Origin of the sequence: Ciceribacter thiooxidans (assembly GCF_014126615.1) — a bacterium.
Taxonomy (GTDB): Bacteria; Pseudomonadota; Alphaproteobacteria; order Rhizobiales; family Rhizobiaceae; genus Allorhizobium; species Allorhizobium thiooxidans.
Map to the genome: position 1 here is coordinate 97,921 of NZ_CP059896.1, position 25,757 is coordinate 123,677.

Here is a 25,757-nt window from a genome sequence, read left to right on the forward strand (position 1 = left end):
GGAATTAAATCATGGCCACAGAAATCCGAGTCCCCACCCTGGGCGAATCCGTCAGTGAAGCCACGGTCGGCACCTGGTTCAAGAAGGTTGGCGATACCGTGAAGGCCGACGAGCCGCTCGTCGAACTCGAAACCGACAAGGTAACCGTCGAAGTGCCGGCTCCGGCGTCCGGCGTCCTCACGGAGATCGTCGCTGCCAACGGCGAAACGGTTGGTCTCGGCGCACTTCTCGGGCAGATCGCCGAAGGTGCTGCTGGTGCAGCTCCCGCTGCTTCCGCTCCGGCCGCTGCCCCCGCTGCAGCGTCGAGCGCTGCTCCGGCCGCTGCCGCTCCTGCGGCCTCGGTCTCCTCGATGCCGGCGGCACCGGCTGCCGCCAAGATGCTCGCCGAAAGTAATCTCTCGGCTGACCAGGTCGAAGGCAGCGGCAAGCGCGGCCAGATCCTGAAGGGCGATGTCATCGCCGCGGTCGCGAAGGGCGTTTCCGCTCCTGCCGCCGCTTCGACCCCGGCAGCCCCGCGTGCCCCGTCGGCTGCGGAAGATGCCGGCCGTGAGGAACGCGTCAAGATGACCCGCCTGCGCCAGACCATCGCGCGCCGCCTGAAAGATGCGCAGAACACCGCAGCCATGCTCACCACCTACAACGAGGTGGACATGAAGGCGGTGATGGACCTGCGCAATCGCTACAAGGACATCTTCGAGAAGAAGCATGGCGTGAAGCTCGGCTTCATGGGCTTCTTCACCAAGGCCGTCACGCACGCGCTCAAGGAGTTGCCGGCGGTCAATGCCGAGATCGACGGCACTGACATCATCTACAAGAATTACGCCCATATCGGCGTCGCCGTCGGCACAGACAAGGGCCTCGTCGTGCCGATCGTGCGCGACGCCGACCAGATGTCAATCGCCGAAATCGAGAAGGAAATCGGCCGCCTCGGCAAGGCCGCGCGTGATGGCGCGCTCTCCATGGCCGACATGCAGGGCGGCACCTTCACGATCTCCAACGGTGGCGTCTACGGCTCACTGATGTCCTCGCCGATCCTGAATGCGCCGCAGTCGGGCATTCTCGGCATGCACAAGATCCAGGAGCGTCCGGTCGCCATCGGCGGTCAGGTCGTCATCCGCCCGATGATGTATCTGGCGCTTTCCTACGATCACCGCATCGTCGATGGCAAGGAAGCGGTGACCTTCCTCGTCCGCGTCAAGGAAAGCCTGGAGGATCCGGAGCGCCTCGTTCTCGATCTCTAAAGATTCAAACGGGGCGCCGGCGGCGCCCCGTTGTTTCCATGGGTGGCCGCCCTGCTTCGCAGCCAGTTCGGCGGAGTGACGTAACGATCTTCAGCCGGGGTGTCGCAGTGGATCGCCTGTTGCTAGAGTCGCAGTGACGTTTTCCAGATGCGGAGTTCCTTTCGATGATGCAGCACTACGTTCTAGAGCTCCTCTCGCTGATGGCGATCTTCTCCTTTGCCATCGTCTCTCCGGGTGCGGACCTCGCGATGGTGATCCGCCAGTCGTTGGTACATGGCCGGCGGGCGGCCATCATCACCAGCTTCGGCATCGGCGTATCTCTGATGTTCCACGTCACCTACACGATCCTCGGCCTCGGCCTGATCATTTCCAAATCCATTCTGCTCTTCAACATCATCAAGTGGTGCGGCGTCGCCTATCTCGTCTATATCGGCGTGCAGGCCCTGCGCGCCGGCGAGGCGAGTGTCGGCCCGGCAGAGGCGACGGAGGCGGACACCGAAAGGCGGCAGTCGAGAATAAAGGCGTTCGGTCTCGGCTTCATGGCAAACGCGCTCAATCCGAAGGCCGTGTTCTTCTTTCTTTCGATCTTTTCGGCGGTCGTCAGCCACGAGACGCCGGGGCTGGTGAAGTTCGGCTACGGCTTCGTCATGGCGGCCTGCCTGATCGCCTGGTTCGTCGGCGTCTCCTTCTTCATGACCACACCGCGGATACGCGCAGCGTTTTCCCGGGCGAGCAAATGGATCAATAGAGCCTCGGGCCTTGTCTTCATCGCCTTCGGGCTGAAGCTTGCGGCAGCGAAGGCGAGCTGAGATGCCGGGCGTGAGGTCTGCCGCGGTTGTTGCCTTCTTGCTGTTGGGAGTGCGATCGCTCGCGGCTGCCGAATGTCCGATCGAGAAGGCGATCTACGTCGAACCGGAGGCGCGCGCCGAGCTTCGGTTTGCCCGCACGGACGGGGAAAATTCGCCGCTCAGTCATCGCTTCTCTCTTGTCCTCGGTGGCAAGAGCTTCGATGGGCATGTGATGTACGATCCCGAGATAGAGCGACCGGTTGCTATGATCCTGAACAATTGTCCCGAGGGAGACGTTACGGGTGCCGATATTGCCGCTTGCACCGTGTGGCGCGGCATCATCTACGCCGGCGACGAACTGAAAGGCGGCATAGGCCTGCTGCCGTCCGAAGGAGAGAAGGCGCCGCGGGCGATTTTGCTTCCGGGTTTCGGGCCGGCATGGACAGCGTCGTCCGCTGGCAAGTCTAGCGAAAAAACGCCATGGGATGTCTTTTCCCTGCAAGGATGCGACCAATGAGTGACGGACCGGTTCTTCTGATCACAGGTGCGAGCCGCGGCATCGGAGCAGCCGTGGCACGCAAGGCCGCCGGGCTCGGCTGGCAGGTGTTGATCAACTACGTCTCGCAGGAGACTGCCGCCACGGCACTTGCTGCCGAGATCGCGACCGCCGGCGGTGTTGCCGATGTCGTGCGGGGCGATACGGGGACAGAAGAAGGCATTTCGGCGATTTACGCGAAACTCGATGCACGGTTTGGCCGCCTCGACGGACTGGTCAACAATGCCGGTATCGTCGACGTGTCCGCCCGCGTCGAGTACTTCAGCCGTGAGAGGCTCGAGCGCATGTTCGCCATCAACGTGATCGGCAAGATTCGTTGCGCCGCCGAAGCGGTGAAGCGCATGTCGACGAACAATGGCGGCCGAGGCGGTGCCATCGTCAACGTCTCGTCGATGGCGGCGGTTCTCGGCAGTGCGGGTCAATACGTGGACTATGCCGCATCGAAGGGTGCGGTCGACGCCTTCACTGTCGGCCTCGCGCGCGAAGTGGCCGGTGAGGGCATTCGCGTCAATGCCGTCCGGCCGGGCATCATCGACACCGATATCCATGCATCCGGGGGCATTCCGGATCGGGCAAGCGCACTTGCCCCGACGATTCCCATGCAGCGCCCCGGCAAGCCGGACGAGGTCGCCGATGCGATCCTTTATCTTCTCTCCAGCCAGGCATCTTATGTGACTGGCTCCATCTTGAATGTCAGCGGCGGACGATAGTCGCCGAATACGAAGGAAGCAGTCATGTCTTATGATGTCATCATTATCGGATCCGGCCCCGGCGGTTATGTGTGTGCGGTCAAGGCGGCACAACTCGGCCTAAAGGTCGCCGTCGTCGAGAAGCGCGCGACCTACGGCGGCACCTGCCTCAATGTCGGCTGCATTCCCTCGAAAGCGCTCCTGCACGCATCGGAAATGTATCACCACGCCGCCCACGGCATGGACGCGCTCGGCGTTGAGCTCGCAGCTCCCAAGCTCAATCTCGCAAAGATGATGGCGCACAAGGATGCGACGGTGAAGTCGAACGTCGAGGGCGTCTCGTTCCTCTTCAAGAAGAACAAGATCGACGGAATCCAGGGTACGGGCAAGATTCTCGCTGCCGGCAAGGTCGAGGTCACCAACGACAAGGGCGAGACGCAGGTTCTCGAGACCAAGAACATCATCATCGCGACCGGATCTGAAGTTGCGGGCATTCCGGGCGTAAAGGTCGACATCGACGAGAAGGTGATCGTTTCGTCGACCGGTGGCATTGCCCTCGACAAGGTACCCGGCAGGATGATCGTCGTCGGTGGGGGCGTCATCGGCCTCGAGCTCGGTTCGGTCTGGTCGCGTCTCGGTGCGAAGGTGACTGTCGTTGAGTACCTGGACAACATTCTCGGCGGTATGGACGGCGAAGTGTCGAAACAGTTCCAGCGCATGCTCGCCAAGCAGGGCATGGAATTCAATCTCGGTGCCAAGGTTACGGGCGTCGAGAAGACCGGCAAGGGTGCGAAGGTCACCTTCGAACCGGTCAAGGGCGGAGAGGCCCAGACGCTCGAAGCGGATGTCGTACTGGTTGCCACCGGCCGCAAGCCATACACGGCAGGTCTTGGACTGGAAGAAGCCGGCGTGGCGCTCGACAATCGCGGACGCGTCGAGATCGACGGCCACTTCCGCACCAACATCGCCGGAATCTACGCGATCGGCGACGTCGTCCGCGGTCCGATGCTCGCCCACAAGGCCGAAGACGAAGGCGTGGCGCTGGCGGAAATTCTCGCCGGCCAGCATGGTCACGTGAACTATGACGTCATTCCGGGTGTCGTCTACACGCAGCCGGAAGTCGCCTCGGTCGGCAAGACAGAAGAGGAATTGAAGGCCGCCGGCGTCGCCTACAAGGTCGGCAAGTTCCCCTTCAGCGCCAACGGCCGTGCTCGCGCGATGCTGACAACCGACGGGTTCGTTAAGGTGCTGGCGGACGCCGCGACTGACCGTGTTCTCGGCGTGCACATTATAGGTTTCGGTGCCGGCGAGATGATCCACGAAGCTGCCGTTCTGATGGAGTTCGGCGGCTCGTCGGAGGATCTCGGACGGACCTGCCATGCGCACCCGACGATGTCGGAAGCGGTGAAGGAGGCTGCGCTCGCGACCTTCTTCAAGCCGATCCACATGTAACGGCCTGCTTCGATTAAATCTTCTTCATGGTAGAAGCCGCGGCTTGCCAAACGGGCCGCGGCTTTTATCATCCGGACGTAATTGCCCTGAAACTTTTGATAAAAGGCAAGAAGATGGCATCCTCCCTTGTAGTCTCTTATTCCCTATCCCAGCGGCTGATCCACTGGATCATGGCCGCACTGATCCTGTTCAACCTCCTGTTCACCGAGGGCATGGAGGAATTCACAGAAGCGGCAGAGGAAGGTCAGGCTGTAACGCCCGACATGATTGCTTCCGCCAACATCCATGCCTATGTCGGGATTGCGGTGCTCTGTCTCGCCGTCATCCGGCTGATCCTGCGCTTCACCCAAGGCGCGCCGGCGGCCCCCGCCGATGAGCCACCGTTGGCGCAGATGGCTTCGAAGGTTACTCACGCCACCTTCTATCTGCTGTTCTTCGCGCTGCCGATCGCCGGCATTGCCGCCTATTACTTTAACATAGAGACAGCCGGCTCTCTCCACGCCGGTCCGCTGAAGCTGTTGATGTGGGTGCTGATCGTTCTCCACGTCGGCGCGATTCTCGTTCACCAGTTCTTCTGGAAGACGCCCGTCGCGCAGCGGATGATCCGAGGCTGAACGCTGCAGCCCAGCCGTAGCATAAGACAAGAATAGGAAGCGCCGTGACGCATGTCTTTTCTGAAGAGCCGGCGCTTCCACATCCCGCGTTGATAGAGGCAGACTGGGCCGATCGATATGCGGTGATCAGTCCGGAACGGGCGATGCCGGCGATCCGTGCGGCCCACTGGGCGCTTGGCCAATCACCTGTCTGGGTGCGTGGTCTGCTCGACATTCGCAATCGCGTCGTTGCGCCGTTTGGCCTGAAGGCTGCGGAGACGAAGCCGGGGAGGCGGGTTTTGTCGGCGCCTTTGCCATCGTCAGTGAACGAGACGATCAGGTCGTGCTGGGCTTCGACGACAAGCATCTGGATTTCCGCATCGTGATTGAAGTGGCTTCTGCCGGACCGGCCGGCAGCAAGGTCTCCGTCACGACGCTGGTCAACAGGCATAATACCTTCGGCCGGCTCTACATTCTTGCGGTTACGCCGTTTCACAGGCTGATTGTGAGAACCACGCTCGGCCGTCTTGCAGGTCGGCCAGTCGTCAGCCGCTGACTGCCGTTACGCTATAGCCGCGTGCGCGCAACAGTTCCACGAGCCCTTCCTTGCCCGGCAGGTGCAGGGCTCCGACCGCAATGAAAATACCGCCCTTTTCGAGAAGAGGCATCGCCCGCTCGGCCATTGTCTTGTTGCGGTCGAGAACGATCCGACGTTCGAAGGCGACGTAACCACTATCCTCCTTACCGCCCTCGCCCGGTGCGACCTTCTGCAGCATCGGCATGGTCATGCCGATCTCGCCAGTCGTGTAGAGCCTGATCATCGTCTCGACGACGTCATTCGTCCGGTCACCCAGGGCAAGCGTTTCAATCAGGGCCTGAAGGTGAAAGTCGACGGGGAGAGAGGACACGGCTTCGAGTTGCTCGGCAAACGTCTCGAGGCCGACCACCGGCTTGCCGGCCTTCACCGCTTCCTCGGCAATGTGCTTGTCGAGGAAGGAAGCGCCTTTCGCCTTGCGAGCGACCTCGCAGCCGGGAAGGGCAACGAAGCTCGAGATGATCCAAGGCTTCATACGCAGGACGGTCGCGAGCGGAATTCCGCGTTTCTCCAGTCCCGCCTTCAGCCGGGTCGTATCCTCAGGCGAGAGGCGGTCGGTGATCGACGTGCCATCGGTAAACATCGTAAGATCAGGCCGGAGCAGAAGAGCCGCGGCCGCCTTCTTGTCGTCGAGGATCTCGTCGGATTCGACGACGATGGTCGAAGAGGTTGTGAGTGCTTCGGGTGCGCCTTTCGGCATCTTGAGGACGCGGGGATCGGTCACATGCATGGTGCCGAGCAGATAGGATGGGGGGAGGCCATCCTTCTCGATCTTCCAAAAGATGCCTTTGCCGTTCGGCGTCTCCGCCGCCTCCCGGAGAACCGTCTCGTAGGTGCCGGGATCCGTCCTCTTCAAGTCCGAAAGAAGATCGATACCCGGGCATTCGCTATCGCCTTCCGCGCGGGCAGGCGAGAGGGAGGTCAGGATGAGGAGAAATGAGAGGGCGACGGCCACATGGAGGATGGCGAGGAACCAAAGAACCGCATCCCCCGCACGTGCGAGGGAGTGATGCGATCCGTTTCGGTTGAAGAGGCTGGCGAGCATCGAAGCGTTCCGGTTGCAATCGTAGGAGACTACTGTGGCCGTTGCTCACGTTTCTTTAACGTCTTTGGTTAACGTGCGGATCAGGCGCGCGGGTGCGCCTTCTCGTAGACGTCGAGAAGCCTCGCCGCATCCACGGCGGTGTAGACCTGCGTGGTTGAGAGGCTCGCATGTCCCAGCAGTTCCTGGATCGTACGCAGATCTCCGCCGCCGCTCAGAAGGTGGGTGGCAAAGGAGTGGCGGAGCGCATGGGGTGTGGCGGAATCCGGCAGTCCGAGCGCCGAGCGCAGCCGCTGCATCTCGCGCTGGATGATCGCCGGTTGCAACCTGGCACCCCGCGCGCCGCGGAACAGGGGACCGTCCGCTTCGAGGTGGTAGGGACAAAGTCGTATATAGCTCTCGACGGTCTCGTTCACGACGGGCAATAGCGGAACGATGCGCGTTTTGCGGCCCTTGCCTGTGACTCGTAACGTGCTGCTCTTGCCGTCGAACGCCTTTGGCGTCAGATCGAGTGCTTCGGAAATACGCAAGCCGCAGCCGTAGAGCAGGGTCAGGACAGCGGCGTTGCGCGCGGCGATCCAGGGCTCGTCGCTCAGCTGCGAGTCCGCCTGCACGACGGATATCGCCTGGTTTCCGGTCAGCGGCTTCGGCAGCGACTTCGGCTGTTTCGGCGACCGAATGGCGCCGGCGCCGGCGGCGTTGACGAGCCCCTTTCGTTCCAAATAACGCAGGAACGAGCGAAGCCCGGCTAGATGCCGGCCGAGCGAGCGTGCGCCCGAACCTTCCCGTCTGCGGGCGGCCAGGAAGGCTCTGAGGTCCGCCGGCCGGAGCTCGGCGATGTCGCCGACGTCGGGCGGAGCACCAAGATGGGTGGTGAGAAAGCCGAGGAATTGGCGGGTGTCCCGCTCATAGGCTTCGAGCGTATTGTCAGCGAGACGCCTCTCGCCTGCGAGGCTCTCAAGCCATTGCTGGCGTTCCTTTATGAGGTCGGGTGCGGCGATGACGAGCAGTACGTTCAAGCGTACGAACCTTTACTTTGGGAGACTGCTGAACCAACATGCCCGGCATGTGTTAGTGAAGAGCTAACATACGGATTCGTCACGCTTCCATCACATTGAGCTGCGATGACGCAGATCGACAGAACCGGGGTATTCCATGGCTCGCCGTGATTCGACGATGTTGGGACAGTTCGCAGAGGCAGTCGCCCTGGTATCGCAAGGTCAGCCCGGACACATCGTCGATACGCTGATTGCCGAACGGGGCGAGAAGATCGTCAAACATCCGCTCTGGCCGGTGATGCGGCCCTTTCTCTATACGCTTCTGCGTTATGACAAGGCCATCGAATTTGCGGATGATGTCGCCAACGTGCCGGGATTCCAGGCCTTCGAATATCTGAGCAACGTACTGCGGCTCGAAATTCAGGCGCGCTATCCCGAGCGCATTCCCTCCTCGGGCGGCTTCATCCTGGTGAGCAACCATCCGACGGGCATCGCCGACGGGGTGGCAGTCTTCGACCTGTTGAAGGAACGACGACCGGACATGATGTTCTTCGCCAACCGGGACGCCGTGCGTGTGAACCCGCGATTGGTGGAGATGGTCATTCCGGTCGAGTGGCGGGAGGAGTACAAGAGCAAGCTGAAAGCGCGCGAAACGCTGCAGCTCACCAACCGTGCGGTGGCCGAGCAGAAGGCGACGGTCCTCTTTCCCTCCGGGCGGATCGCTTACTGGGCGAACGGACGACTCAACGAACGGCCATGGAAGACCTCGGCGATCGGCCTTGCCCGCAAATACAATCTGCCGATCTTGCCGGTCCACATGAAGGCGCGCAATTCCGGACTGTTCTACTGGTTTGCCAAGTGGTCGACGGAGCTGCGCGACATGACGGTCTTTTACGAGCTTCTCAACAAGAAGGGCGATCGTTTCGAATTCACCATCGGGCAGATGATCCCACCGGAACAGCTCGAAGGCGATGCTGTGGAAGTGACCGCCGCGCTCGAGCGGCACACGGTTCACCACCTTGCGACGGACGGGGACGCGTCGTTTTCGTGGTGAATGGCCGGATCCGGAATGGCCGTATTGCTTTTGCGGTTTCCTTTCGGGCACGCGAGAGTCAATTTGCAGGCCGATGAAAGACGATTCGCCCGAACTCTTCGCCGCTCCGAAATCCCGCGTAGTCCCGGTTCTGGTTCCCATGCCGGCGCCGGTTCCCTATTCGTACGTGGTGCCGGAAGGTATGGCAGTCGAGGCGGGTTCGATTGTGCAGGTGCCACTCGGCCCACGTCAGGTGATCGGCGTCGTCTGGGACGGACCGGAAGGCGGCGAGGTCGATCCGCGCAAGCTGCGCCCGATCGAGAAGGTCTTCGACTGTCCGCCGATCGACAAGAACATGCGCAGCTTTCTGGACTGGGTGGCCGCTTACACCCTCTCGCCACCGGGACTCGTCGCCCGCATGGCGCTTCGGGCGCCTGCGGCATTTGATCCGGATCCCATGGTCGAAGGGCTACGCTTTTCCGGCATCGTGCCGGAGCGCATGACATCCGCACGGCGCAAGGTGCTCGATCTTGCGGGTGATGGACTATCGTGGACGAAGAGCGGTCTTGCCCACGCGGGCGGCGTGTCAGCGAGCGTGATTGATGGGCTTGCGGCCCAGGGCGTGTTCGAGACCGTCTTCTTGCCACCGCCGCCCCTGGTCGCAAAGCCGGACGCCGACTACGCGCCGGCGCGCCTGGAGGGTCCGCAGGAGGAAGCGGCGGAGGATATCCTCGAAGGCATCCGGAGCAGCGGGTTTTCGGTCGCTTTGATCGATGGTGTTACCGGCTCCGGCAAGACAGAAGTCTATTTCGAGGCAATTGCGGAAACCATCCGACAGGGTCGGCAGGTATTGATCTTGCTGCCGGAAATTGCCCTCACGGCAAACTTCCTGGAGCGTTTCCATGATCGCTTCGGATCGAAACCGGCGGAATGGCATTCCGATCTCGCCACCCGCACACGCGAAAAGGTCTGGCGGCAGGCCGCCACCGGCGAAGTCCGCGTCGTCGCGGGTGCGCGATCGGCCCTGTTTCTCCCCTTCGAAGATCTCGGCCTGATCATTGTCGATGAGGAGCACGACCCGGCGTTCAAACAGGAGGACCGAGTTTTCTACAATGCCCGCGACATGGCGGTGGTTCGTGCCAGGATCGGGGACTTTCCGGTCGTTCTGGTCTCCGCGACGCCTTCAGTCGAAAGCCAGGTCAACTGCCTTGCCGGGCGCTACCGGCGCATTCATCTGCCGACGCGATTTGCGGGTGCTGCGCTACCGGACCTTCATCTCATCGATATGCGGCGATCTCCGCCGGAACGCGGTGGCTTCCTTTCCCCCGTTTTGCTCAAAGCCGTCGGCAAGACGGTGGAGCGTGGCGAACAGGCACTGCTCTTTCTCAATCGTCGCGGCTATGCGCCCCTGACGCTCTGCCGGGTCTGCGGCCATCGCTTCCAGTGTCCGCAATGTTCCAGCTGGCTGGTGGAGCATCGCTTCCGTGGCCAGATCCAGTGTCATCAGTGCGGTTATGCCGAGCCGACGCCGCAAGCCTGTCCGGAATGCGGGACGCTTGATCACCTGGTCGCCTGCGGCCCCGGCGTCGAGCGCATCGCCGAGGAGGTGGAGCGGCATTTTCCGGATGCGAGAACGCTGGTGCTCTCCTCGGACTTGGGAGGCGTCAAACGTCTGCGGCTCGAACTGGAAGCGATTGCAAACGGGGAAGCGGACATCGTGATCGGCACGCAGCTCGTCGCGAAGGGCCACAACTTTCCCCTGATGACGCTCGTCGGGATTGTCGACGCGGATATCGGCCTTGCGAACGGTGATCCGCGTGCGGCCGAACGGACCTTCCAATTGCTTTCGCAGGTCACCGGTCGTGCCGGACGAACGGGGCGCAAGAGCCACGGTCTCATCCAGACGTTCCAGCCACAGCATCCGGTGATGCAGGCGCTTGTCTCCGGCGATGCCGCAGCGTTTTACGAGCGCGAGATATCCGAGCGCGAGCGGGCCGGTCTTCCGCCCTTCGGACGCCTTGTGTCTATCATCGTCTCTGCCGATACGCGCGGGGAGGCGGAAACGCATGCGCGACAATTGCGGCATTCAGCACCCATGGTGGAGGGGATCGCGATATTGGGACCGGCAGAAGCGCCTCTTGCCCTGATCCGCGGTCGGCACCGTTTCCGCCTGCTGGTCCACGGCCGGCGCAGCAGCGACATGCAGGCCTTCGTTCGCACCATGCTCGAACGCGGACCGAAAGAGAGGCGCTCCGTCCACGTGCAGGTGGACGTCGATCCGCAGAGCTTTCTCTGAGCCGGCCACGCAGGCACTCTGGAAAATGGCCCGCGTTTCCACTAGGGAGAGAAGCGGAACGCCGACGAACTCCGGCAAGACGAAGGCCGGCCGGCGCATAAGAGGGGCATCATGGAATTCTATTTTCCGACGGAATTTGGCGAGCAACTGGCTTTCGTATCGGCTGCCGTTACGGCATTGATTGGCCTCTTCGTAATGTTCGCCCCGGGGCTGACGTTCAGATTTTGCGGGCTTCAGCCGCGTGAAGGTATGGCCGAAGGTTTCGCGGCCGCACGTTCCTACGGCGGCATGCTTTTCGGCTTCGCGGGCGGCGCATTGCTGCTCGCCCAACCGATGGTCTATCTCGCCTTCGGCGCCGCGCTTGCAATGTCCGTCTTCGGGCGAATACTCTCGGTAATGTCGGATGGCGGCACTTCCCTGCGCGGTATTCTACTTCTGATTGTCTCTGCAGTGCTTGCCTCACTGCCGATAGCCTACGTTTTTGGTCTGACTTAAGCTCCGTCAAGCCAGCGTGCCGGAGGCCTTCGCCCAATTCGGCGCGGCCGGGTACAAAATTGCCGGTTTGGGCTTGTGCTAAAGGCGTAATCGGGCAATACGCGTGTTGCGAGTCCAGAGTTCGTATGCTAGACGGACCGCGAAATTAGGAGAAAGCAGGTCTAAAAGGCTTGCATTTCTGGGGAAAACGTAACGATTTCAAAGCCGTAGCGCTTCCGTACGGAAGTGGTGGCGGTCTTGGGTCATAATCAGGGAATTTTTGCCCGTGGCAGACACATCCCAGCTTATCTCAGGTGTGGCGGAGCGCTATGCTTCCTCGCTTTTCGAGCTTGCGCTCGAAGCCGGCGCCGTCGACACCGTGAGTGCCGATCTTGATCGTTTCCAGGCAATGATCGATGGCAGCGCTGATCTGAAGCGCCTCGTTCAGAGCCCTGTCTTCTCGGCGGAAGACCAGGTCAAGGCCGTTTCGGTGCTCTGCGAGAAGGCGGGCCTCGGCAGCCTCGTTGGCAATTTCATCAAGGTGGTAGCCGGCAACCGTCGGCTTTTTGCCATTTCGGGAATGATCACGGCTTTCCGCCGTATCGCCGCTCGCCATCGTGGTGAGATCACGGCGGAGGTGACCTCCGCCCATGCGCTGACCGGCGAACAGGAAAACGAACTGAAGGCGGCGCTGAAGGGCGTGACCGGAAAGGATGTGGCGGTCTCTGTCACCGTCGATCCCTCCATTCTCGGCGGCCTGATCGTCAAGGTCGGATCCCGCCAGATCGACACGTCTCTTCGCACCAAACTTTCCACCCTTAAGCTTGCACTGAAAGAGGTTGGCTGATGGATATCCGCGCCGCGGAAATTTCCGCAATTCTTAAAGATCAAATCAAAAATTTCGGCAAGGAGGCTGAGGTCTCGGAAGTCGGCCAGGTGCTTTCCGTCGGTGACGGTATCGCCCGCGTTTACGGTCTCGACAATGTCCAGGCCGGCGAAATGGTCGAATTCCCGGGCGGCATCCGCGGCATGGCGCTCAACCTCGAAGCCGACAATGTCGGCGTCGTTATCTTCGGTAACGACCGCGACATCAAGGAAGGCGACACCGTCAAGCGGACCGGCGCCATCGTGGACGTTCCGGTCGGTCCGGAACTGCTCGGCCGCGTCGTCGACGCGCTCGGCAATCCGATCGACGGCAAGGGCCCGATCAACGCTACCCGTCGCGCTCGCGTCGACGTCAAGGCTCCGGGCATCATTCCGCGCAAGTCGGTTCATGAACCGATGTCGACGGGCCTCAAGGCCATCGACGCTCTGATCCCGGTCGGTCGTGGCCAGCGCGAGCTCGTCATCGGCGACCGTCAGACCGGCAAGACCGCCATCATTCTCGATACGATCCTCAACCAGAAGGCCATTCACGACAATGGCCCGGACGGCGACAAGCTGTTCTGCGTCTATGTGGCCATCGGCCAGAAGCGCTCGACCGTTGCCCAGTTCGTGAAGGTTCTCGAAGAGCGCGGCGCCCTTAAGTACTCGATCATCGTCGCTGCGACCGCGTCCGACCCGGCTCCGATGCAGTATCTCGCTCCGTTCGCGGGTTGCGCGATGGGTGAGTACTTCCGTGACAACGGCCAGCACGCCCTCATCGGTTATGACGACCTGTCGAAGCAGGCTGTCGCCTATCGCCAGATGTCGCTGCTGCTGCGCCGTCCGCCGGGCCGCGAAGCTTATCCGGGCGACGTTTTTTACCTGCACTCCCGTCTGCTGGAGCGCGCCGCAAAGCTCTCCGACGAGCGTGGCGCCGGCTCGCTGACCGCTCTGCCGGTCATCGAAACCCAGGGTAACGACGTTTCGGCCTTCATCCCGACCAACGTGATCTCGATCACCGACGGTCAGATCTTCCTTGAAACCGACCTGTTCTACCAGGGCATCCGTCCGGCCGTTAACGTCGGTCTCTCGGTTTCTCGCGTCGGCTCTTCGGCGCAGATCAAGGCGATGAAGCAGGTTGCCGGCTCGATCAAGGGCGAGCTCGCCCAGTATCGTGAAATGGCCGCCTTCGCCCAGTTCGGTTCGGACCTCGACGCCGCAACGCAGCGCCTGCTGAACCGCGGTGCACGTCTGACCGAACTTCTGAAGCAGCCGCAGTTCTCGCCGCTGAAGACGGAAGAACAGGTGGCCGTGATCTTCGCTGGCGTCAACGGTTACCTCGACAAGATCGCCGTCAACCAGGTCGGCAAGTTCGAGCAGGGCCTGCTCTCCTACCTTCGCTCGGAAGGCAAGGCCATTCTCGACACCATCCGTACGGAGAAAGCGATCAGCGACGATACGAAGGGTAAGCTCAAGGCTGCTCTGGATTCGTTCGCCAAGTCGTTCTCGTAATCGGGGCTCAAGCCAAGGACGGATAACGGATGCCTTCACTTAAGGATCTGAAAAACCGGATCGCCTCCGTCAAGGCGACGCAGAAGATCACCAAGGCGATGAAGATGGTCGCCGCGGCGAAGCTGCGTCGTGCGCAGGAGGCGGCCGAGGCCGCTCGTCCCTATTCGCAGCGCATGGGTGCCGTCCTCGCCAATATCGCTCAGGCGGTCGGCAGCGACGACAGTGCACCGCGGCTGATGACCGGGACAGGCAAGGACGATGTGCATCTGCTCATCGTCTGCACCGCCGAGCGCGGCCTTTGCGGTGGTTTCAATTCGCAGATCGCCCGCTTTGCCCGCGACCATGCGCGCAGGCTTCTCGCCGCCGGCAAGACCGTCAAGATCTTCTGCGTCGGCAAGAAGGGCTACGACAGTCTGCGTCGCGAGTTTGCCGCCAACATCGTCGAGCGTACGGACCTTCGCGAAGTCAAGCGCATCAGCTTTGAGAATGCCGACACGATTGGCCGCAAGGTCATCTCGATGTTCGACAAGGGCGAGTTCGACGTTGCGACCTTGTTCTATTCGGAATTCAAGTCCGTGATCAGCCAGGTTCCAACCGCACAGCAGTTGATCCCGGCTGCTGTTCCGGAAGCGGCCGCCCCGACGGGTGCGTCCGCCGTCTATGAATATGAGCCCGATGCCGGTGCGATCCTGACCGATCTCATTCCGCGCAACATCTCGGTGCAGGTCTTCCGGGCTCTGCTCGAAAACGTCGCCGGTGAAATGGGCGCCAAGATGAGCGCAATGGACAATGCGACGCGCAATGCCGGCGAGATGATCAACAAGCTGACGCTCTCATACAATCGACAGCGCCAAGCCCAGATCACCAAGGAACTCATTGAAATCATTTCGGGCGCGGAAGCGCTCTGAGGTTAAGGAAAGAGGGTAAGAAACATGGCTAAGGCAGCTACCCGAAATCTACCGCGGCGAAGGCCGCAACCGGCTCCGCAGGCCGGGTTACCCAGGTCATCGGTGCTGTTGTTGACGTTGCGTTCGACGGCGAGCTGCCTGCGATCCTCAACGCGCTGGAGACCGACAACGGCGGCAATCGCCTCGTTCTCGAAGTTGCCCAGCACCTCGGTGAAAACCAGGTTCGCACGATCGCGATGGACTCGACCGAAGGTCTGGTTCGCGGCCAGCCGGTTATCGATACCGGCGCTCCGATCACCGTTCCGGTCGGTCCCGAGACGCTCGGCCGCATCATGAACGTCATCGGCGAGCCCGTCGATGAAGCCGGCCCGCTGGTCACCTCCGGCAAGCGCGCGATCCACCAGGAAGCTCCGGCCTACATCGAGCAGTCGACGGAAGCCCAGATCCTTGTCACGGGCATCAAGGTCGTCGACCTTCTCGCTCCTTACGCCAAGGGCGGCAAGATCGGCCTGTTCGGCGGCGCCGGTGTCGGCAAGACGGTTCTCATCATGGAACTGATCAACAACGTCGCCAAGGCGCACGGTGGTTACTCGGTATTTGCCGGCGTGGGAGAACGCACCCGCGAAGGCAACGACCTTTACCACGAAATGATCGAGTCCGGCGTGAACAAGCATGGTGGTGGCGAAGGCTCCAAGGCTGCCCTCGTTTACGGCCAGATGAACGAACCGCCGGGCGCCCGCGCTCGCGTCGCTCTGACCGGTCTGACGATCGCTGAAGATTTCCGCGACAAGGGCCAGGACGTTCTGTTCTTCGTCGACAACATCTTCCGCTTCACGCAGGCAGGTTCCGAAGTGTCGGCTCTGCTCGGCCGTATTCCTTCGGCCGTGGGCTATCAGCCGACGCTGGCGACCGACATGGGCGCCATGCAGGAGCGTATCACCACCACGACCAAGGGTTCGATCACCTCGGTTCAGGCCATTTACGTTCCGGCCGACGACTTGACCGACCCGGCACCGGCCACCTCGTTCGCCCACCTGGACGCAACGACCGTTCTGTCGCGCTCGATCGCCGAAAAGGGCATCTACCCGGCCGTCGACCCGCTCGACTCCACCTCGCGCATGCTCGACCCGCTGGTCGTCGGCGAAGAGCACTACGAGGTCGCTCGTAAGGTTCAGTCGACCCTGCAGCGCTACAAGGCTCTCCAGGACATCATCGCCATTCTCGGCATGGACGAACTGTCGGAAGACGACCGCATCGCGGTTGCTCGCGCCCGCAAGATCGAGCGCTTCCTGTCCCAGCCGTTCTTCGTCGCTGAAGTCTTCACCGGTTCGCCGGGCAAGCTGGTTGCTCTCGAAGACACGATCAAGGGCTTCAAGGGCCTGGTCGACGGCGAGTACGACCATCTGCCGGAAGCTGCCTTCTACATGGTCGGCTCGATCGACGAAGCGATCGAGAAGGCGAAGAAGCTGGCGGCCGAAGCTGCCTGATCCTGCAACGGGCGCGCGTTCCGACGCGCGCCTCTGCCCTCCATTTGAAAAAGTGAAGAGTCATGGCCGACAATTTCAACTTTGAACTCGTTTCGCCCGAACGTCTGCTGCTTTCCGAGAAGGTGAGCGAAGTCGTCATCCCGGCGACCGAAGGCGAAATGACCGTTATGGCCAATCATGCGCCGACCATGACGACGATCAAGCCTGGTGTCGTTTCGGTAAAGTCTGCCTCCGGGCAGACGAGCCGGTACGTCGTTTTCGGCGGCTTCGCAGATATCCTTCCGACAGGCTGCACGCTGCTTGCGGAATCGGCGGTCGAGATGAGCGAGTTGAACCGCGAGACGCTGGTAAAGCGAATTGAGGCGGCAAAGGCCGATCTCGACAAGGCCGACAGCGCCGAGCACAAGACCAAGCTCGAGCAGTATCTCGCCGAGTTGACCCACCTCAACGGAGCCATCATTCCGGCCTGATTCCGGGCCATGCAAGTAAAGAGAGGCGGTCGAAAGGCCGCCTTTTTTGTATTTCGGATTTGACGGCGAGCCGTCCACCGCAGCTTGACGCGTCCGTTTCCATCAGCGAACCTGAGAGGCGGGGGCGACGAGCATCGGGCGACATCGGCAGGTGAGCATGAAGATCGGTATCGTGGGCGCAGGCATGGTAGGCAGCTCGGCCGGCTACGCACTGGCCATGATGGGCGGCGTCAGCGAGATTGTCCTCGTCGACCGGAACGACGCCCTGGCTCGTGCGCAAGCCGAGGACATATCTCACGCTGTGCCTTTCGTCTCGGCAACACTCGTCCGTTCGGGCGCCTATCATGATCTCGCTGGCGCACGCATCGTCATCCTTGCGGCAGGCGTCAGCCAGAAGCCGGGCGAGACGCGGCTCGAATTGCTCGAGCGGAATGCCGAGGTGTTTCGCAAGGTCGTTGAGGCCGTCCGGAATGCTGCGCCGGACGCGATCCTGCTGATTGCGACCAATCCCGTCGACATCATGACCCACGTTGCGACCAAGCTCTCGGGGTTGCCGCCGCAGCGGGTGATCGGTTCAGGGACGATCCTAGATACCGCCCGTTTTCGCAGTCTCGTCGGCCGTCACCTCGGTATCTCACCGCAGTCTGTGCACGCCTATGTGCTCGGTGAGCACGGGGACAGCGAAGTACTCGCCTGGTCCAACGCACGCGCGGGATCGATCGGGCTGGAAACCTTTGCAGACCAGATCGGTAAGCGCCTCGACGCTACCGTTCGTCAGAGCATTGATGACGGCGTACGCAATGCCGCCTATCGCATCATTAGCGGCAAGGGCGCGACCTATTATGGCATCGGAGCGGGTCTTGCCCGGATCGTCAACGCGATCGCGCGCGACCAGCGCGACGTTCTCTCCGTATCAATCGTGACGGATATGGTGGAGGGCGTGACCGATGTCGCGCTCTCGGTCCCGCGGGTCATCGGTGCGGACGGGGTGCTTGCCGATCTCTTTCCCGAACTCGACCGCGACGAGCAGGCGGCCTTGCGAAAAAGCGCAATGCTGATCAAGGAAGCGACGGAGTCGCTTCGCCTCTGATGCAAAGACGGGAACGTTGCGGGTTGGTTTTGCCAATCAGATACTTTATGACATTTCGTGAATTAGGCATATGCGTGCCTCAACCGAACTGTGATGGTAGTAGCCTTGCTGGACAACGTGACCGATAAGAGCCATCTCGACGACTTCATGTCGAAAGCAGCGGCCGCGAGTGAACTGCTTAAAGCGCTTTCGCACGAATCGCGCCTGCTTATTCTCTGCATCCTCGTGAACGGCGAACGGACTGTCAGCGAGATCGAGGCGATCCTCGGCATTCAACAGGCGGTGGTCTCCCAGCACCTCGCGCGGCTGCGGATCGAGGAACTGGTCAAGACACGCAGAGAGGGCCGGCAGGTCTATTACAGCATCGCCAATCCTGGTCTCAACGACCTTCTCGCCGTTCTTTACCGGATGTATTGCGAGCCGGAAGGCAATAATCGCTCTTGATCGCTATCCTGTCGCCGCTTCCCGCGCCGACGAGAGCTGTGCTATTCCTCATGCGGAGGAGCGGCAATGATCGACAAGCTGGAATTCTTTATCGCCCTGGCGCGTGAGCGACATTTCGGGCGAGCGGCCGAGGAGTGCGGGATTTCGCAGCCTACGCTTTCGGCCGCCATTCGCCAGCTCGAAGATCAGCTCGGAGTGGTTTTGGTCCAGCGCGGTTCCCGTTTTCAGGGGTTGACGCCGGAAGGACAGCGTGTGCTCGAATGGGCGCGTCGCATCGTCGGCGACACCCGGACGATGCGTGAGGAGATGCGGGCCGCCCGTCACGGGTTGGCCGGACATGTCCGGATCGCAGCCATTCCGACAGCGCTCGCCATAGTCCCGAAGATTACGGAGCCCTTCCAGGTCAAACACCCGGATGTGACCTTCTCTGTGATTTCTAGGACATCACTGCAGGTCCTGAGCCAGCTCGAGAACTTCGAGGTCGATATTGGCATCACCTATCTCGACAACGAACCGCTTGGCCGCGTCAGTATGGTGCCGCTCTATGCGGAGCGCTACCACCTCATCACGGCCTCGGACTCGCCACTGGCCGATCGCGAAACTGTGACCTGGCGCGAGGTTGCCGATCTTCGGCTTTGTCTATTGACCGCGGACATGCAGAACCGTCGCATCATCAATCAGCATATGGCCGAAGCAGGCGTTGTGCCGCAGCCTACGCTCGAATCAAACTCAATGATCGTGCTCTTCTCGCATATCCGCACCGGACGATGGGCCTCGATCATGCCGAAGAACGTTGCGGAATCCTTCGGTTTTTCCGCCGGTATCCGAATGATTCCTCTCGTGGAGCCGGAGGCGGAGCATGTCGTCGGTCTTGTCGCGCAGCATCGTGAGCCGTTCACCCCGCTCGTTTCAGCCTTGCTGCACGAAGGCCGCAGGCTGGCGGAGGTCGAAGCGTTTTGATAGTTTTTATCTATCGATCAACGAAACACCATTATTGACCCCGACGCCCCCAGTCGGCGATCCTTGCTGCTATAATCAGCGGACAGCGAAGGTTTCCGGTCTCGCGCACTGAGCAGCAAAGCTACTGAACAGAAGACCGGCACGCCCAAACGGTTCAACACGACCCGCTGAAGCCATTTCGTGTCGGTTTGGGAGGACTGATCATGAATATACGGTCATCGGTGGATGACATCTTGTCTCGCACGAGTGCGATCGTCGAAGAGCACAAGCGTTCGGAAGGGCCCTTGCTGCCAATCTTGCATGCGGTCCAGGAAGCGTTTGGCTTCATTCCGGAAGATGCAAAGCCACTCATTGCGCAAGCCCTCAATCTTTCACGCGCCGAAGTACATGGCGTCGTTTCCTTCTACCACGATTTCCGTTCGGAACCTTCCGGTCGGCATGTGCTCAAGCTCTGTCGCGGAGAGGCGTGCCAGTCGATGGGGGCGGACCGGCTTGCGGATGAGTTGAAACGGCTGCTCGACGTGGAGTGGGGTGGCACGACGGCGGACGGTGCTGTGACCGTCGAGCCGGTTTTCTGTCTGGGCTTATGCGCCTGTGCGCCATCGGCCATGCTCGATGGTCAGGTGCATGGCCGGCTGGACGGCGAAAGCTGCGCTGCACTGATCGCGGAGGTGCGCCGATGACCATAACCGTTTTCGTCCCCTGTGATGCTGCCGCCCTTGCGGTGGGCGCAGACAAGGTTGCCGCGGCGATTTCCCGCGAGATCGAAGCGCGCGGTGTCGACGCCCGCGTCGTTCGCAACGGTTCTCGCGGGCTTCTCTGGCTTGAACCGATGGTGGAAGTCAGAACCGAGCATGGACGCATCGCCTACGGGCCGGTAACGCCGGGCGACGTACCGGAACTGTTTGCTGCGGATTTCCTGCGGGGAGGAGCGCATCCGCTGTGTCAGGGACGGACCAGAGACATTCCGTTCCTGCGCAATCAGACGCGCCTCACCTTTGCCCGTTGCGGTGTCACCGATCCCCTGTCGCTCGATGACTTCCGCGCCTATAGCGGCCTCAAGGGGCTCGAAAAGGCGCTGGCGATGTCTCCCGGCGAAATCGTTGCCGCGGTCACCGAGAGCGGCTTGCGCGGCCGCGGTGGCGCGGGCTTCCCGACCGGCATCAAGTGGAAGACGGTTCTGGATGCCCCGGGCACGACGAAATACATCGTCTGCAATGCCGACGAGGGAGATTCCGGAACGTTTTCGGACCGCATGGTCATGGAAGGCGATCCGTTCATGCTGATCGAAGGCATGATCATCGCCGGGATGGCAACCGGTGCGACCAAGGGGTACATCTACACCCGGTCCGAGTATCCGCACGCCATCGAGACGATGCGACGGGCGATTACGATCGCTCGGGAGGCAAATCTTCTCGGTCCCTCCATCCTCGGGTCCGGCCGGGCCTTCGACCTGGACGTTCGCGAAGGCGCGGGCGCCTATGTCTGCGGCGAGGAGACGTCCCTGCTGAACAGCCTCGAAGGCAAGCGCGGGATCGTCAGGGCAAAGCCGCCGCTACCGGCCCTGCAAGGGCTCTTCGGCTGTCCGACGGTGGTGAACAATGTGATCTCGCTGGCGTCCGTTCCCGTCATTCTTGACCGTGGACCGGCCTTTTATCGGGATTTCGGCGTCGGCCGCTCCCATGGCACGATCCCTATCCAGCTTGCGGGTAACGTCAAGCACGGTGGCCTCTATGAGACGGCATTCGGCCTTTCGCTCGGCGAAATCGTCAACGATATCGGCGGGGGCACCTTGAGCGGGCGTCCGGTCAAGGCCGTGCAGGTCGGCGGCCCACTCGGAGCCTACTTCCCGCCCTCGCTTTTCGATACGGTCTTCGACTACGAGGCCTTTGCCGCTCGCGACGGTCTCATCGGGCACGCGGGTATCGTCGTTTTCGACGACACCGTCGACATGCTGAAGCAGGCGCGTTTCGCCATGGAGTTCTGCGCGATCGAAAGTTGCGGCAAGTGCACACCTTGTCGGATCGGCTCGACACGTGGCGTCGAAACGGTCGACCGGATCGCGCATGGTATCGAGCCGGAGCAGAATAAGGCGTTGCTGGGCGATCTCTGCAACACGATGAAGTTCGGCTCGCTCTGTGCGCTCGGCGGCTTCACGCCCTACCCGGTGATGAGTGCGCTTAAGCACTTTCCGGAGGATTTCGCGCCGGCGCCCGTAAAGGAGGCTGCGGAATGACAAAGATGACCGTCGCTCTCTGCCGGACCTTTTCTTTTGTTTTCAACCAGGAGGCTCGCCATGCCCCTCGTTCCTGAAATCGATTACGGCACTCCGGCTTCGAGGTCGGAGAACACCGTCACGCTGACCGTCGACGGGAAGCGCGTCACGGTTCCTGCAGGGACCTCAATCATGCGGGCATCGATGGAAGCCGGTATCGAGGTGCCGAAACTCTGCGCGACCGACATGGTCGACGCCTTCGGCTCCTGCCGGCTCTGTCTCGTCGAGATCGACGGACGCGCCGGCACGCCGGCTTCCTGCACGACGCCGGCGGTCGAAGGTATGGTGGTTCATACCCAGACCGACCGACTGAAGCAGATCCGCAAGGGGGTGATGGAGCTTTACATCTCCGACCACCCGCTCGATTGTCTTACCTGCGCGGCCAACGGCGATTGCGAGTTGCAGGACATGGCAGGCGCTGTGGGCCTGCGAGATGTCCGTTACGGCTACGACGGTGACAATCATGTGAAAGCGAGGTCCGGAACTGGCGAAGTGAATGCTCACTGGATGCCGAAGGACGAGAGCAATCCCTATTTCGCCTACGATCCGTCGAAGTGCATCGTCTGTTCGCGTTGTGTGCGGGCCTGCGAAGAGGTGCAGGGTACCTTCGCCCTTACCATCGAGGGCCGGGGCTTCGAATCCCGCGTTTCTCCGGGGATGCATGAGGACTTCCTCGCGTCCGAGTGTGTGTCGTGTGGCGCTTGCGTGCAGGCGTGTCCGACGGCGACGCTCACCGAGAAGTCCGTCATCGAGATCGGGCAGCCGGAACACTCTGTCGTCACCACCTGCGCCTATTGTGGCGTCGGCTGTTCCTTCAAGGCGGAGATGCGCGGCGAGGAACTGGTGCGCATGGTGCCCTACAAGGACGGCAAGGCCAATCGCGGCCATTCCTGCGTCAAGGGACGGTTCGCCTATGGCTATGCCACCCACAAGGATCGCATTCTCAATCCGATGGTGCGCGAGAAGATCACCGATCCCTGGCGCGAAGTGACCTGGGAGGAAGCGCTTGCGCATGTCGCCTCCGAATTCCGCCGCCTTCAGTACCAGTACGGCAAGGATTCGATTGGCGGCATCACCTCGTCACGCTGTACCAATGAAGAGACCTTCCTGGTGCAGAAGCTGATCCGCGCCGGCTTCGGCAACAACAATGTCGACACCTGCGCCCGCGTCTGTCATTCGCCGACCGGCTACGGTCTCGGCCAGGCCTTCGGCACGTCGGCTGGCACGCAGGACTTCGATTCGATCGAGCACTCGGATGTCATCATGGTGATCGGCGCCAACCCGTCGGCGGCGCATCCGGTCTTTGCCTCGCGCATGAAGAAGCGCATCCGCCAGGGCGCCAAGCTGATCGTGCTCGATCCCCGCGAGACCGAGACCGTCAATTCGGTCCATGCCAGGGCGGACTTCCACCTGCCGCTCAGGCCCGGCACCAACGTTGCTGTTCTGACAGCTCTTGCTCATGTCATCGTGACCGAAGGCTTGTTCGCCGAGACCTTCATTCGCGAACGGTGTGACTGGTCGGAATTTGAAGACTGGGCCGCTTTTGTCGCCGAGCCTCAGCACTCACCGGAAGAGACGGAGAAGTTCACCGGCGTTCCGGCGGAACTGGTCCGTGGTGCGGCGCGCCTTTATGCAACCGGCGGCAACGGCGCGATCTACTATGGCCTCGGCGTGACCGAACACAGCCAGGGTTCGACGACAGTGATGGCGATCGCAAACCTCGCCATGGCAACCGGCAACATCGGGCGTCCGGGCGTCGGGGTGAACCCGCTGCGCGGGCAGAACAATGTGCAGGGTTCGTGCGACATGGGTTCATTCCCGCACGAACTACCGGGTTATCGGCACATCTCGGACGACGCGACCCGGGAAACCTTCGAGAAGATGTGGGGCGTGACGCTCGATAGCGAACCGGGTCTGCGCATCCCGAACATGCTGGATGCGGCTGTCGACGGTTCGTTCAAGGGCCTTTACATCCAGGGTGAGGACATTCTGCAGTCAGATCCCGACACCAAGCATGTATCCGCCGGCCTCGCCGCCATGGAATGCGTGGTGGTGCACGACCTGTTCCTCAACGAGACGGCCAACTACGCCCACGTCTTCCTGCCGGGCTCGACCTTCCTGGAAAAGGACGGCACGTTCACCAATGCCGAGCGCCGTATCAACCGCGTGCGCAAGGTCATGTCGCCGAAGAACGGCTATGCCGACTGGGAAGTGACGCAGATGCTCGCCCGGGCCATGGGCCTGGCGTGGAACTACAGCCATCCGTCAGAGATCATGGACGAGATAGCTGCAACGACGCCGAGTTTCGCCAGCGTGACGTACGATCTCCTGGAGAAGATGGGTTCGGTGCAGTGGCCGTGCAACGCGAAGTTCCCCGAAGGCTCGCCGATCATGCACGTCGACGGCTTCGTGCGCGGCAAGGGCAAGTTCATCCGGACGGAATATGTCGCCACGGACGAACGGACCGGCCCGCGCTTCCCGCTGCTGCTGACCACAGGCCGTATCCTGTCGCAGTACAATGTCGGCGCGCAGACGCGCCGCACGGAGAATGTCGCATGGCATGCAGAGGATCGTCTCGAGATCCATCCGCACGATGCCGAGCAGCGTGGCATCAAGGATGGGGATTGGGTGCGGCTGGCCAGCCGTGCAGGTGAAACGACGCTTCGGGCGCTGATCACCGAACGCGTCTCGCCGGGCGTGGTCTACACCACCTTCCACCATCCGGAAACGCAGGCGAACGTCATCACCACCGATTACTCGGACTGGGCCACCAATTGCCCGGAATACAAGGTGACGGCCGTCCAGGTTTCGCCCTCCAATGGCCTGTCTGACTGGCAGCGCGACTACGAAGACCTGTCGCGGAAGTCGCGTCGCATCGCCGGGAAACTGGAGGCGGCCGAATGACGCCAGAGCGCCTCGCCGCGGTCGCTGTTCCGGAGCTTGCGCTCCGGGCAGGTGTCGTGCGGCGTGGCGAGCGTGCCGTTCCCGAGGAGATCCCGATCGCCTTCAGCTACGGCGGCACCACCCACGCCGTCATGATGGCGACGCCGGCGGATCTCGAGGATTTTGCCGTTGGGTTCAGCCTCACCGAGGGCGTCATCTCCGATCCGGCGGAGATCATCGGTATAGAGGTCGTTGACGAGGGGCGTGGTATCGACGTGCAGGTGACGCTCGCCGATCCTGTCGCCGATGCGCTGCGCTCCCGTCGCCGTCAGATGGCGGGGCCTGTCGGCTGTGGCCTCTGCGGAATTGAATCAATCGAACAGGCGTTGAGGCCCGTCCGCTCCGTGGGCGATGGCAATCTGCGCTTGCGCTCGGAGGAAATCGTGGACGCGGTCCGGACGCTCGGCGGTGCGCAGCACCTCAACCGTCGGACGCACGCCGTCCATGGCGCCGGCTTCTACGTTCCGGGAAAGGGGTTGGTCGCAATCCGTGAGGACGTCGGACGTCACAACGCCCTCGACAAGCTCTGCGGAGCCGTCATCACGGCCGGTCTTCGCGGCGCAGACGGGGTGGTCGTCGTCACCAGCCGCCTCTCGGTCGAGATGATCCAGAAGACGGCGATCCTCGGAAGTCGGTTCCTGCTTGCCGTCTCGGCTCCGACACGTCTTGCGATCGAGGCGGCCGAACAGGCCGGCATGACGCTCGTCGCTGTCGTTCGCGGCGAGGATTTCGAAGTCTTCACCTACGCTGACCGTATATTGTTTCCAGGAGCCGTTGCCGATGTCGCGTGAGCATACCGCCGAAAAGCTGGTTCGGATGGCGAACCAGATCGCATCCTTCTTTGCGTCCCAACCGGAAGCGACGCGGATCGATGGGGTCGCCACGCATATCAACAAGTTCTGGGAGCCACGCATGCGTCGTCAGCTGTTCGAGATCATCGACGCCGGCGGAGCCGGACTCGACCCGCTGGTTCTCGATGCCGCGAAACTGGTCAAGCGGCCGCAGCCGGCATAGCGTTGCTGGTCATTTGCCGACGTGTCCCGTGGC

24 protein-coding genes and 1 pseudogene are annotated in these 25,757 nt (G+C 61.8%); 23 read left to right on the forward strand and 2 right to left on the reverse strand.

What is annotated here, in order from left to right; all coding sequences use genetic code 11:
• The first annotated feature begins 11 nt into the window (after positions 1–11).
• The 7 genes and pseudogenes from odhB to H4I97_RS00430 all read left to right on the forward strand — a co-directional run bounded on the left by odhB (position 12) and on the right by H4I97_RS00430 (position 5,875).
• Positions 12–1,241 (forward strand): 2-oxoglutarate dehydrogenase complex dihydrolipoyllysine-residue succinyltransferase, encoded by a 1,230-nt coding sequence (gene odhB / locus H4I97_RS00400; protein WP_182306023.1) that lies wholly within the window; start codon positions 12–14, stop codon positions 1,239–1,241.
• A 167-nt stretch (positions 1,242–1,408) separates the two neighbouring features.
• Positions 1,409–2,050 (forward strand): LysE family transporter, encoded by a 642-nt coding sequence (locus tag H4I97_RS00405; RefSeq protein ID WP_182307495.1) that lies wholly within the window; start codon positions 1,409–1,411, stop codon positions 2,048–2,050.
• 1 nt (position 2,051) lies between these two features.
• Positions 2,052–2,546 carry a hypothetical protein gene (locus H4I97_RS00410; RefSeq protein ID WP_182306024.1) on the forward strand — a complete coding sequence of 165 codons (495 nt, stop codon included), beginning with the start codon at positions 2,052–2,054 and terminating at the stop codon, positions 2,544–2,546.
• Positions 2,543–3,295, forward strand: a complete 753-nt coding sequence (locus tag H4I97_RS00415; RefSeq protein WP_182306025.1) for an SDR family oxidoreductase — start codon at positions 2,543–2,545, stop codon at positions 3,293–3,295. The genes H4I97_RS00410 and H4I97_RS00415 overlap by 4 nt, the downstream gene beginning before the upstream one ends.
• 24 nt (positions 3,296–3,319) lie before the next feature.
• Complete coding sequence (lpdA, locus tag H4I97_RS00420; RefSeq protein ID WP_182306026.1) at positions 3,320–4,726, forward strand: dihydrolipoyl dehydrogenase; 1,407 nt, start codon at positions 3,320–3,322, stop codon at positions 4,724–4,726.
• 113 nt (positions 4,727–4,839) lie between these two features.
• Entirely contained in the window at positions 4,840–5,340 is a 501-nt protein-coding gene (locus H4I97_RS00425) for a cytochrome b (protein WP_182307496.1), read from the forward strand.
• Between the two features lie 143 nt (positions 5,341–5,483).
• Positions 5,484–5,875, forward strand: a pseudogene (locus H4I97_RS00430) (DUF2867 domain-containing protein).
• Here the strand turns inward: H4I97_RS00430 and H4I97_RS00435 are convergent.
• Positions 5,865–6,959, reverse strand: a complete 1,095-nt coding sequence (locus tag H4I97_RS00435) for a TraB/GumN family protein (RefSeq protein ID WP_182306027.1) — start codon at positions 6,957–6,959, stop codon at positions 5,865–5,867. The pseudogene H4I97_RS00430 and the gene H4I97_RS00435 sit on opposite strands and share 11 nt — an antisense overlap.
• An 80-nt stretch (positions 6,960–7,039) precedes the next feature.
• Positions 7,040–7,975 (reverse strand): tyrosine recombinase XerC, encoded by a 936-nt coding sequence (locus tag H4I97_RS00440; protein WP_182306028.1) that lies wholly within the window; start codon positions 7,973–7,975, stop codon positions 7,040–7,042.
• A 136-nt stretch (positions 7,976–8,111) separates the two neighbouring features.
• Between H4I97_RS00440 and H4I97_RS00445 the strand changes: the two genes are divergently transcribed.
• The 16 genes from H4I97_RS00445 (at position 8,112) to H4I97_RS00520 (ending at position 25,724) form a co-directional block, all read left to right on the forward strand.
• Positions 8,112–9,008, forward strand: coding sequence for a GNAT family N-acetyltransferase (locus H4I97_RS00445; protein ID WP_182306029.1), 897 nt, complete (start codon positions 8,112–8,114; stop codon positions 9,006–9,008).
• Between the two features lie 73 nt (positions 9,009–9,081).
• Complete coding sequence (locus tag H4I97_RS00450) at positions 9,082–11,283, forward strand: primosomal protein N' (protein ID WP_182306030.1); 2,202 nt, start codon at positions 9,082–9,084, stop codon at positions 11,281–11,283.
• A 111-nt stretch (positions 11,284–11,394) separates the two neighbouring features.
• Positions 11,395–11,778, forward strand: a complete 384-nt coding sequence (locus H4I97_RS00455; RefSeq protein ID WP_182306031.1) for an AGROH133_08824 family phage infection protein — start codon at positions 11,395–11,397, stop codon at positions 11,776–11,778.
• 259 nt (positions 11,779–12,037) lie between these two features.
• Positions 12,038–12,604 carry a F0F1 ATP synthase subunit delta gene (locus H4I97_RS00460; RefSeq protein ID WP_182306032.1) on the forward strand — a complete coding sequence of 189 codons (567 nt, stop codon included), beginning with the start codon at positions 12,038–12,040 and terminating at the stop codon, positions 12,602–12,604.
• On the forward strand, positions 12,604–14,133 hold the full coding sequence (gene atpA, locus H4I97_RS00465) for a F0F1 ATP synthase subunit alpha (RefSeq protein WP_112686481.1): 1,530 nt from the start codon (positions 12,604–12,606) through the stop codon (positions 14,131–14,133). Before H4I97_RS00460 ends, atpA begins: the two co-directional genes overlap by 1 nt.
• Before the next feature lie 29 nt (positions 14,134–14,162).
• Positions 14,163–15,041 (forward strand): F0F1 ATP synthase subunit gamma, encoded by an 879-nt coding sequence (locus tag H4I97_RS00470; RefSeq protein WP_182306033.1) that lies wholly within the window; start codon positions 14,163–14,165, stop codon positions 15,039–15,041.
• A gap of 98 nt (positions 15,042–15,139) precedes the next feature.
• Entirely contained in the window at positions 15,140–16,528 is a 1,389-nt protein-coding gene (atpD, locus tag H4I97_RS00475; protein ID WP_182307497.1) for a F0F1 ATP synthase subunit beta, read from the forward strand.
• A gap of 62 nt (positions 16,529–16,590) precedes the next feature.
• On the forward strand, positions 16,591–16,998 hold the full coding sequence (locus H4I97_RS00480) for a F0F1 ATP synthase subunit epsilon (protein ID WP_182306034.1): 408 nt from the start codon (positions 16,591–16,593) through the stop codon (positions 16,996–16,998).
• A gap of 157 nt (positions 16,999–17,155) precedes the next feature.
• Positions 17,156–18,088, forward strand: a complete 933-nt coding sequence (locus H4I97_RS00485) for an L-lactate dehydrogenase (protein ID WP_182306035.1) — start codon at positions 17,156–17,158, stop codon at positions 18,086–18,088.
• 93 nt (positions 18,089–18,181) lie between these two features.
• The gene (locus H4I97_RS00490; RefSeq protein WP_182306036.1) at positions 18,182–18,532 is read left to right on the forward strand and encodes an ArsR/SmtB family transcription factor; all 351 of its coding nucleotides are present in this window, start codon (positions 18,182–18,184) and stop codon (positions 18,530–18,532) included.
• Between the two features lie 66 nt (positions 18,533–18,598).
• Entirely contained in the window at positions 18,599–19,492 is an 894-nt protein-coding gene (locus H4I97_RS00495) for a LysR family transcriptional regulator (protein WP_182306037.1), read from the forward strand.
• Between the two features lie 203 nt (positions 19,493–19,695).
• Positions 19,696–20,175, forward strand: a complete 480-nt coding sequence (locus H4I97_RS00500) for a formate dehydrogenase subunit gamma (protein WP_182306038.1) — start codon at positions 19,696–19,698, stop codon at positions 20,173–20,175.
• Positions 20,172–21,728 (forward strand): formate dehydrogenase beta subunit, encoded by a 1,557-nt coding sequence (locus tag H4I97_RS00505; RefSeq protein ID WP_182306039.1) that lies wholly within the window; start codon positions 20,172–20,174, stop codon positions 21,726–21,728. The genes H4I97_RS00500 and H4I97_RS00505 overlap by 4 nt, the downstream gene beginning before the upstream one ends.
• Positions 21,729–21,788: 60 nt before the next feature.
• Positions 21,789–24,671, forward strand: a complete 2,883-nt coding sequence (fdhF, locus tag H4I97_RS00510) for a formate dehydrogenase subunit alpha (protein WP_182306040.1) — start codon at positions 21,789–21,791, stop codon at positions 24,669–24,671.
• Positions 24,668–25,501, forward strand: a complete 834-nt coding sequence (gene fdhD / locus H4I97_RS00515; protein WP_182306041.1) for a formate dehydrogenase accessory sulfurtransferase FdhD — start codon at positions 24,668–24,670, stop codon at positions 25,499–25,501. The genes fdhF and fdhD overlap by 4 nt, the downstream gene beginning before the upstream one ends.
• On the forward strand, positions 25,491–25,724 hold the full coding sequence (locus H4I97_RS00520) for a formate dehydrogenase subunit delta (protein ID WP_182306042.1): 234 nt from the start codon (positions 25,491–25,493) through the stop codon (positions 25,722–25,724). Before fdhD ends, H4I97_RS00520 begins: the two co-directional genes overlap by 11 nt.
• Positions 25,725–25,757: the final 33 nt, after the last annotated feature.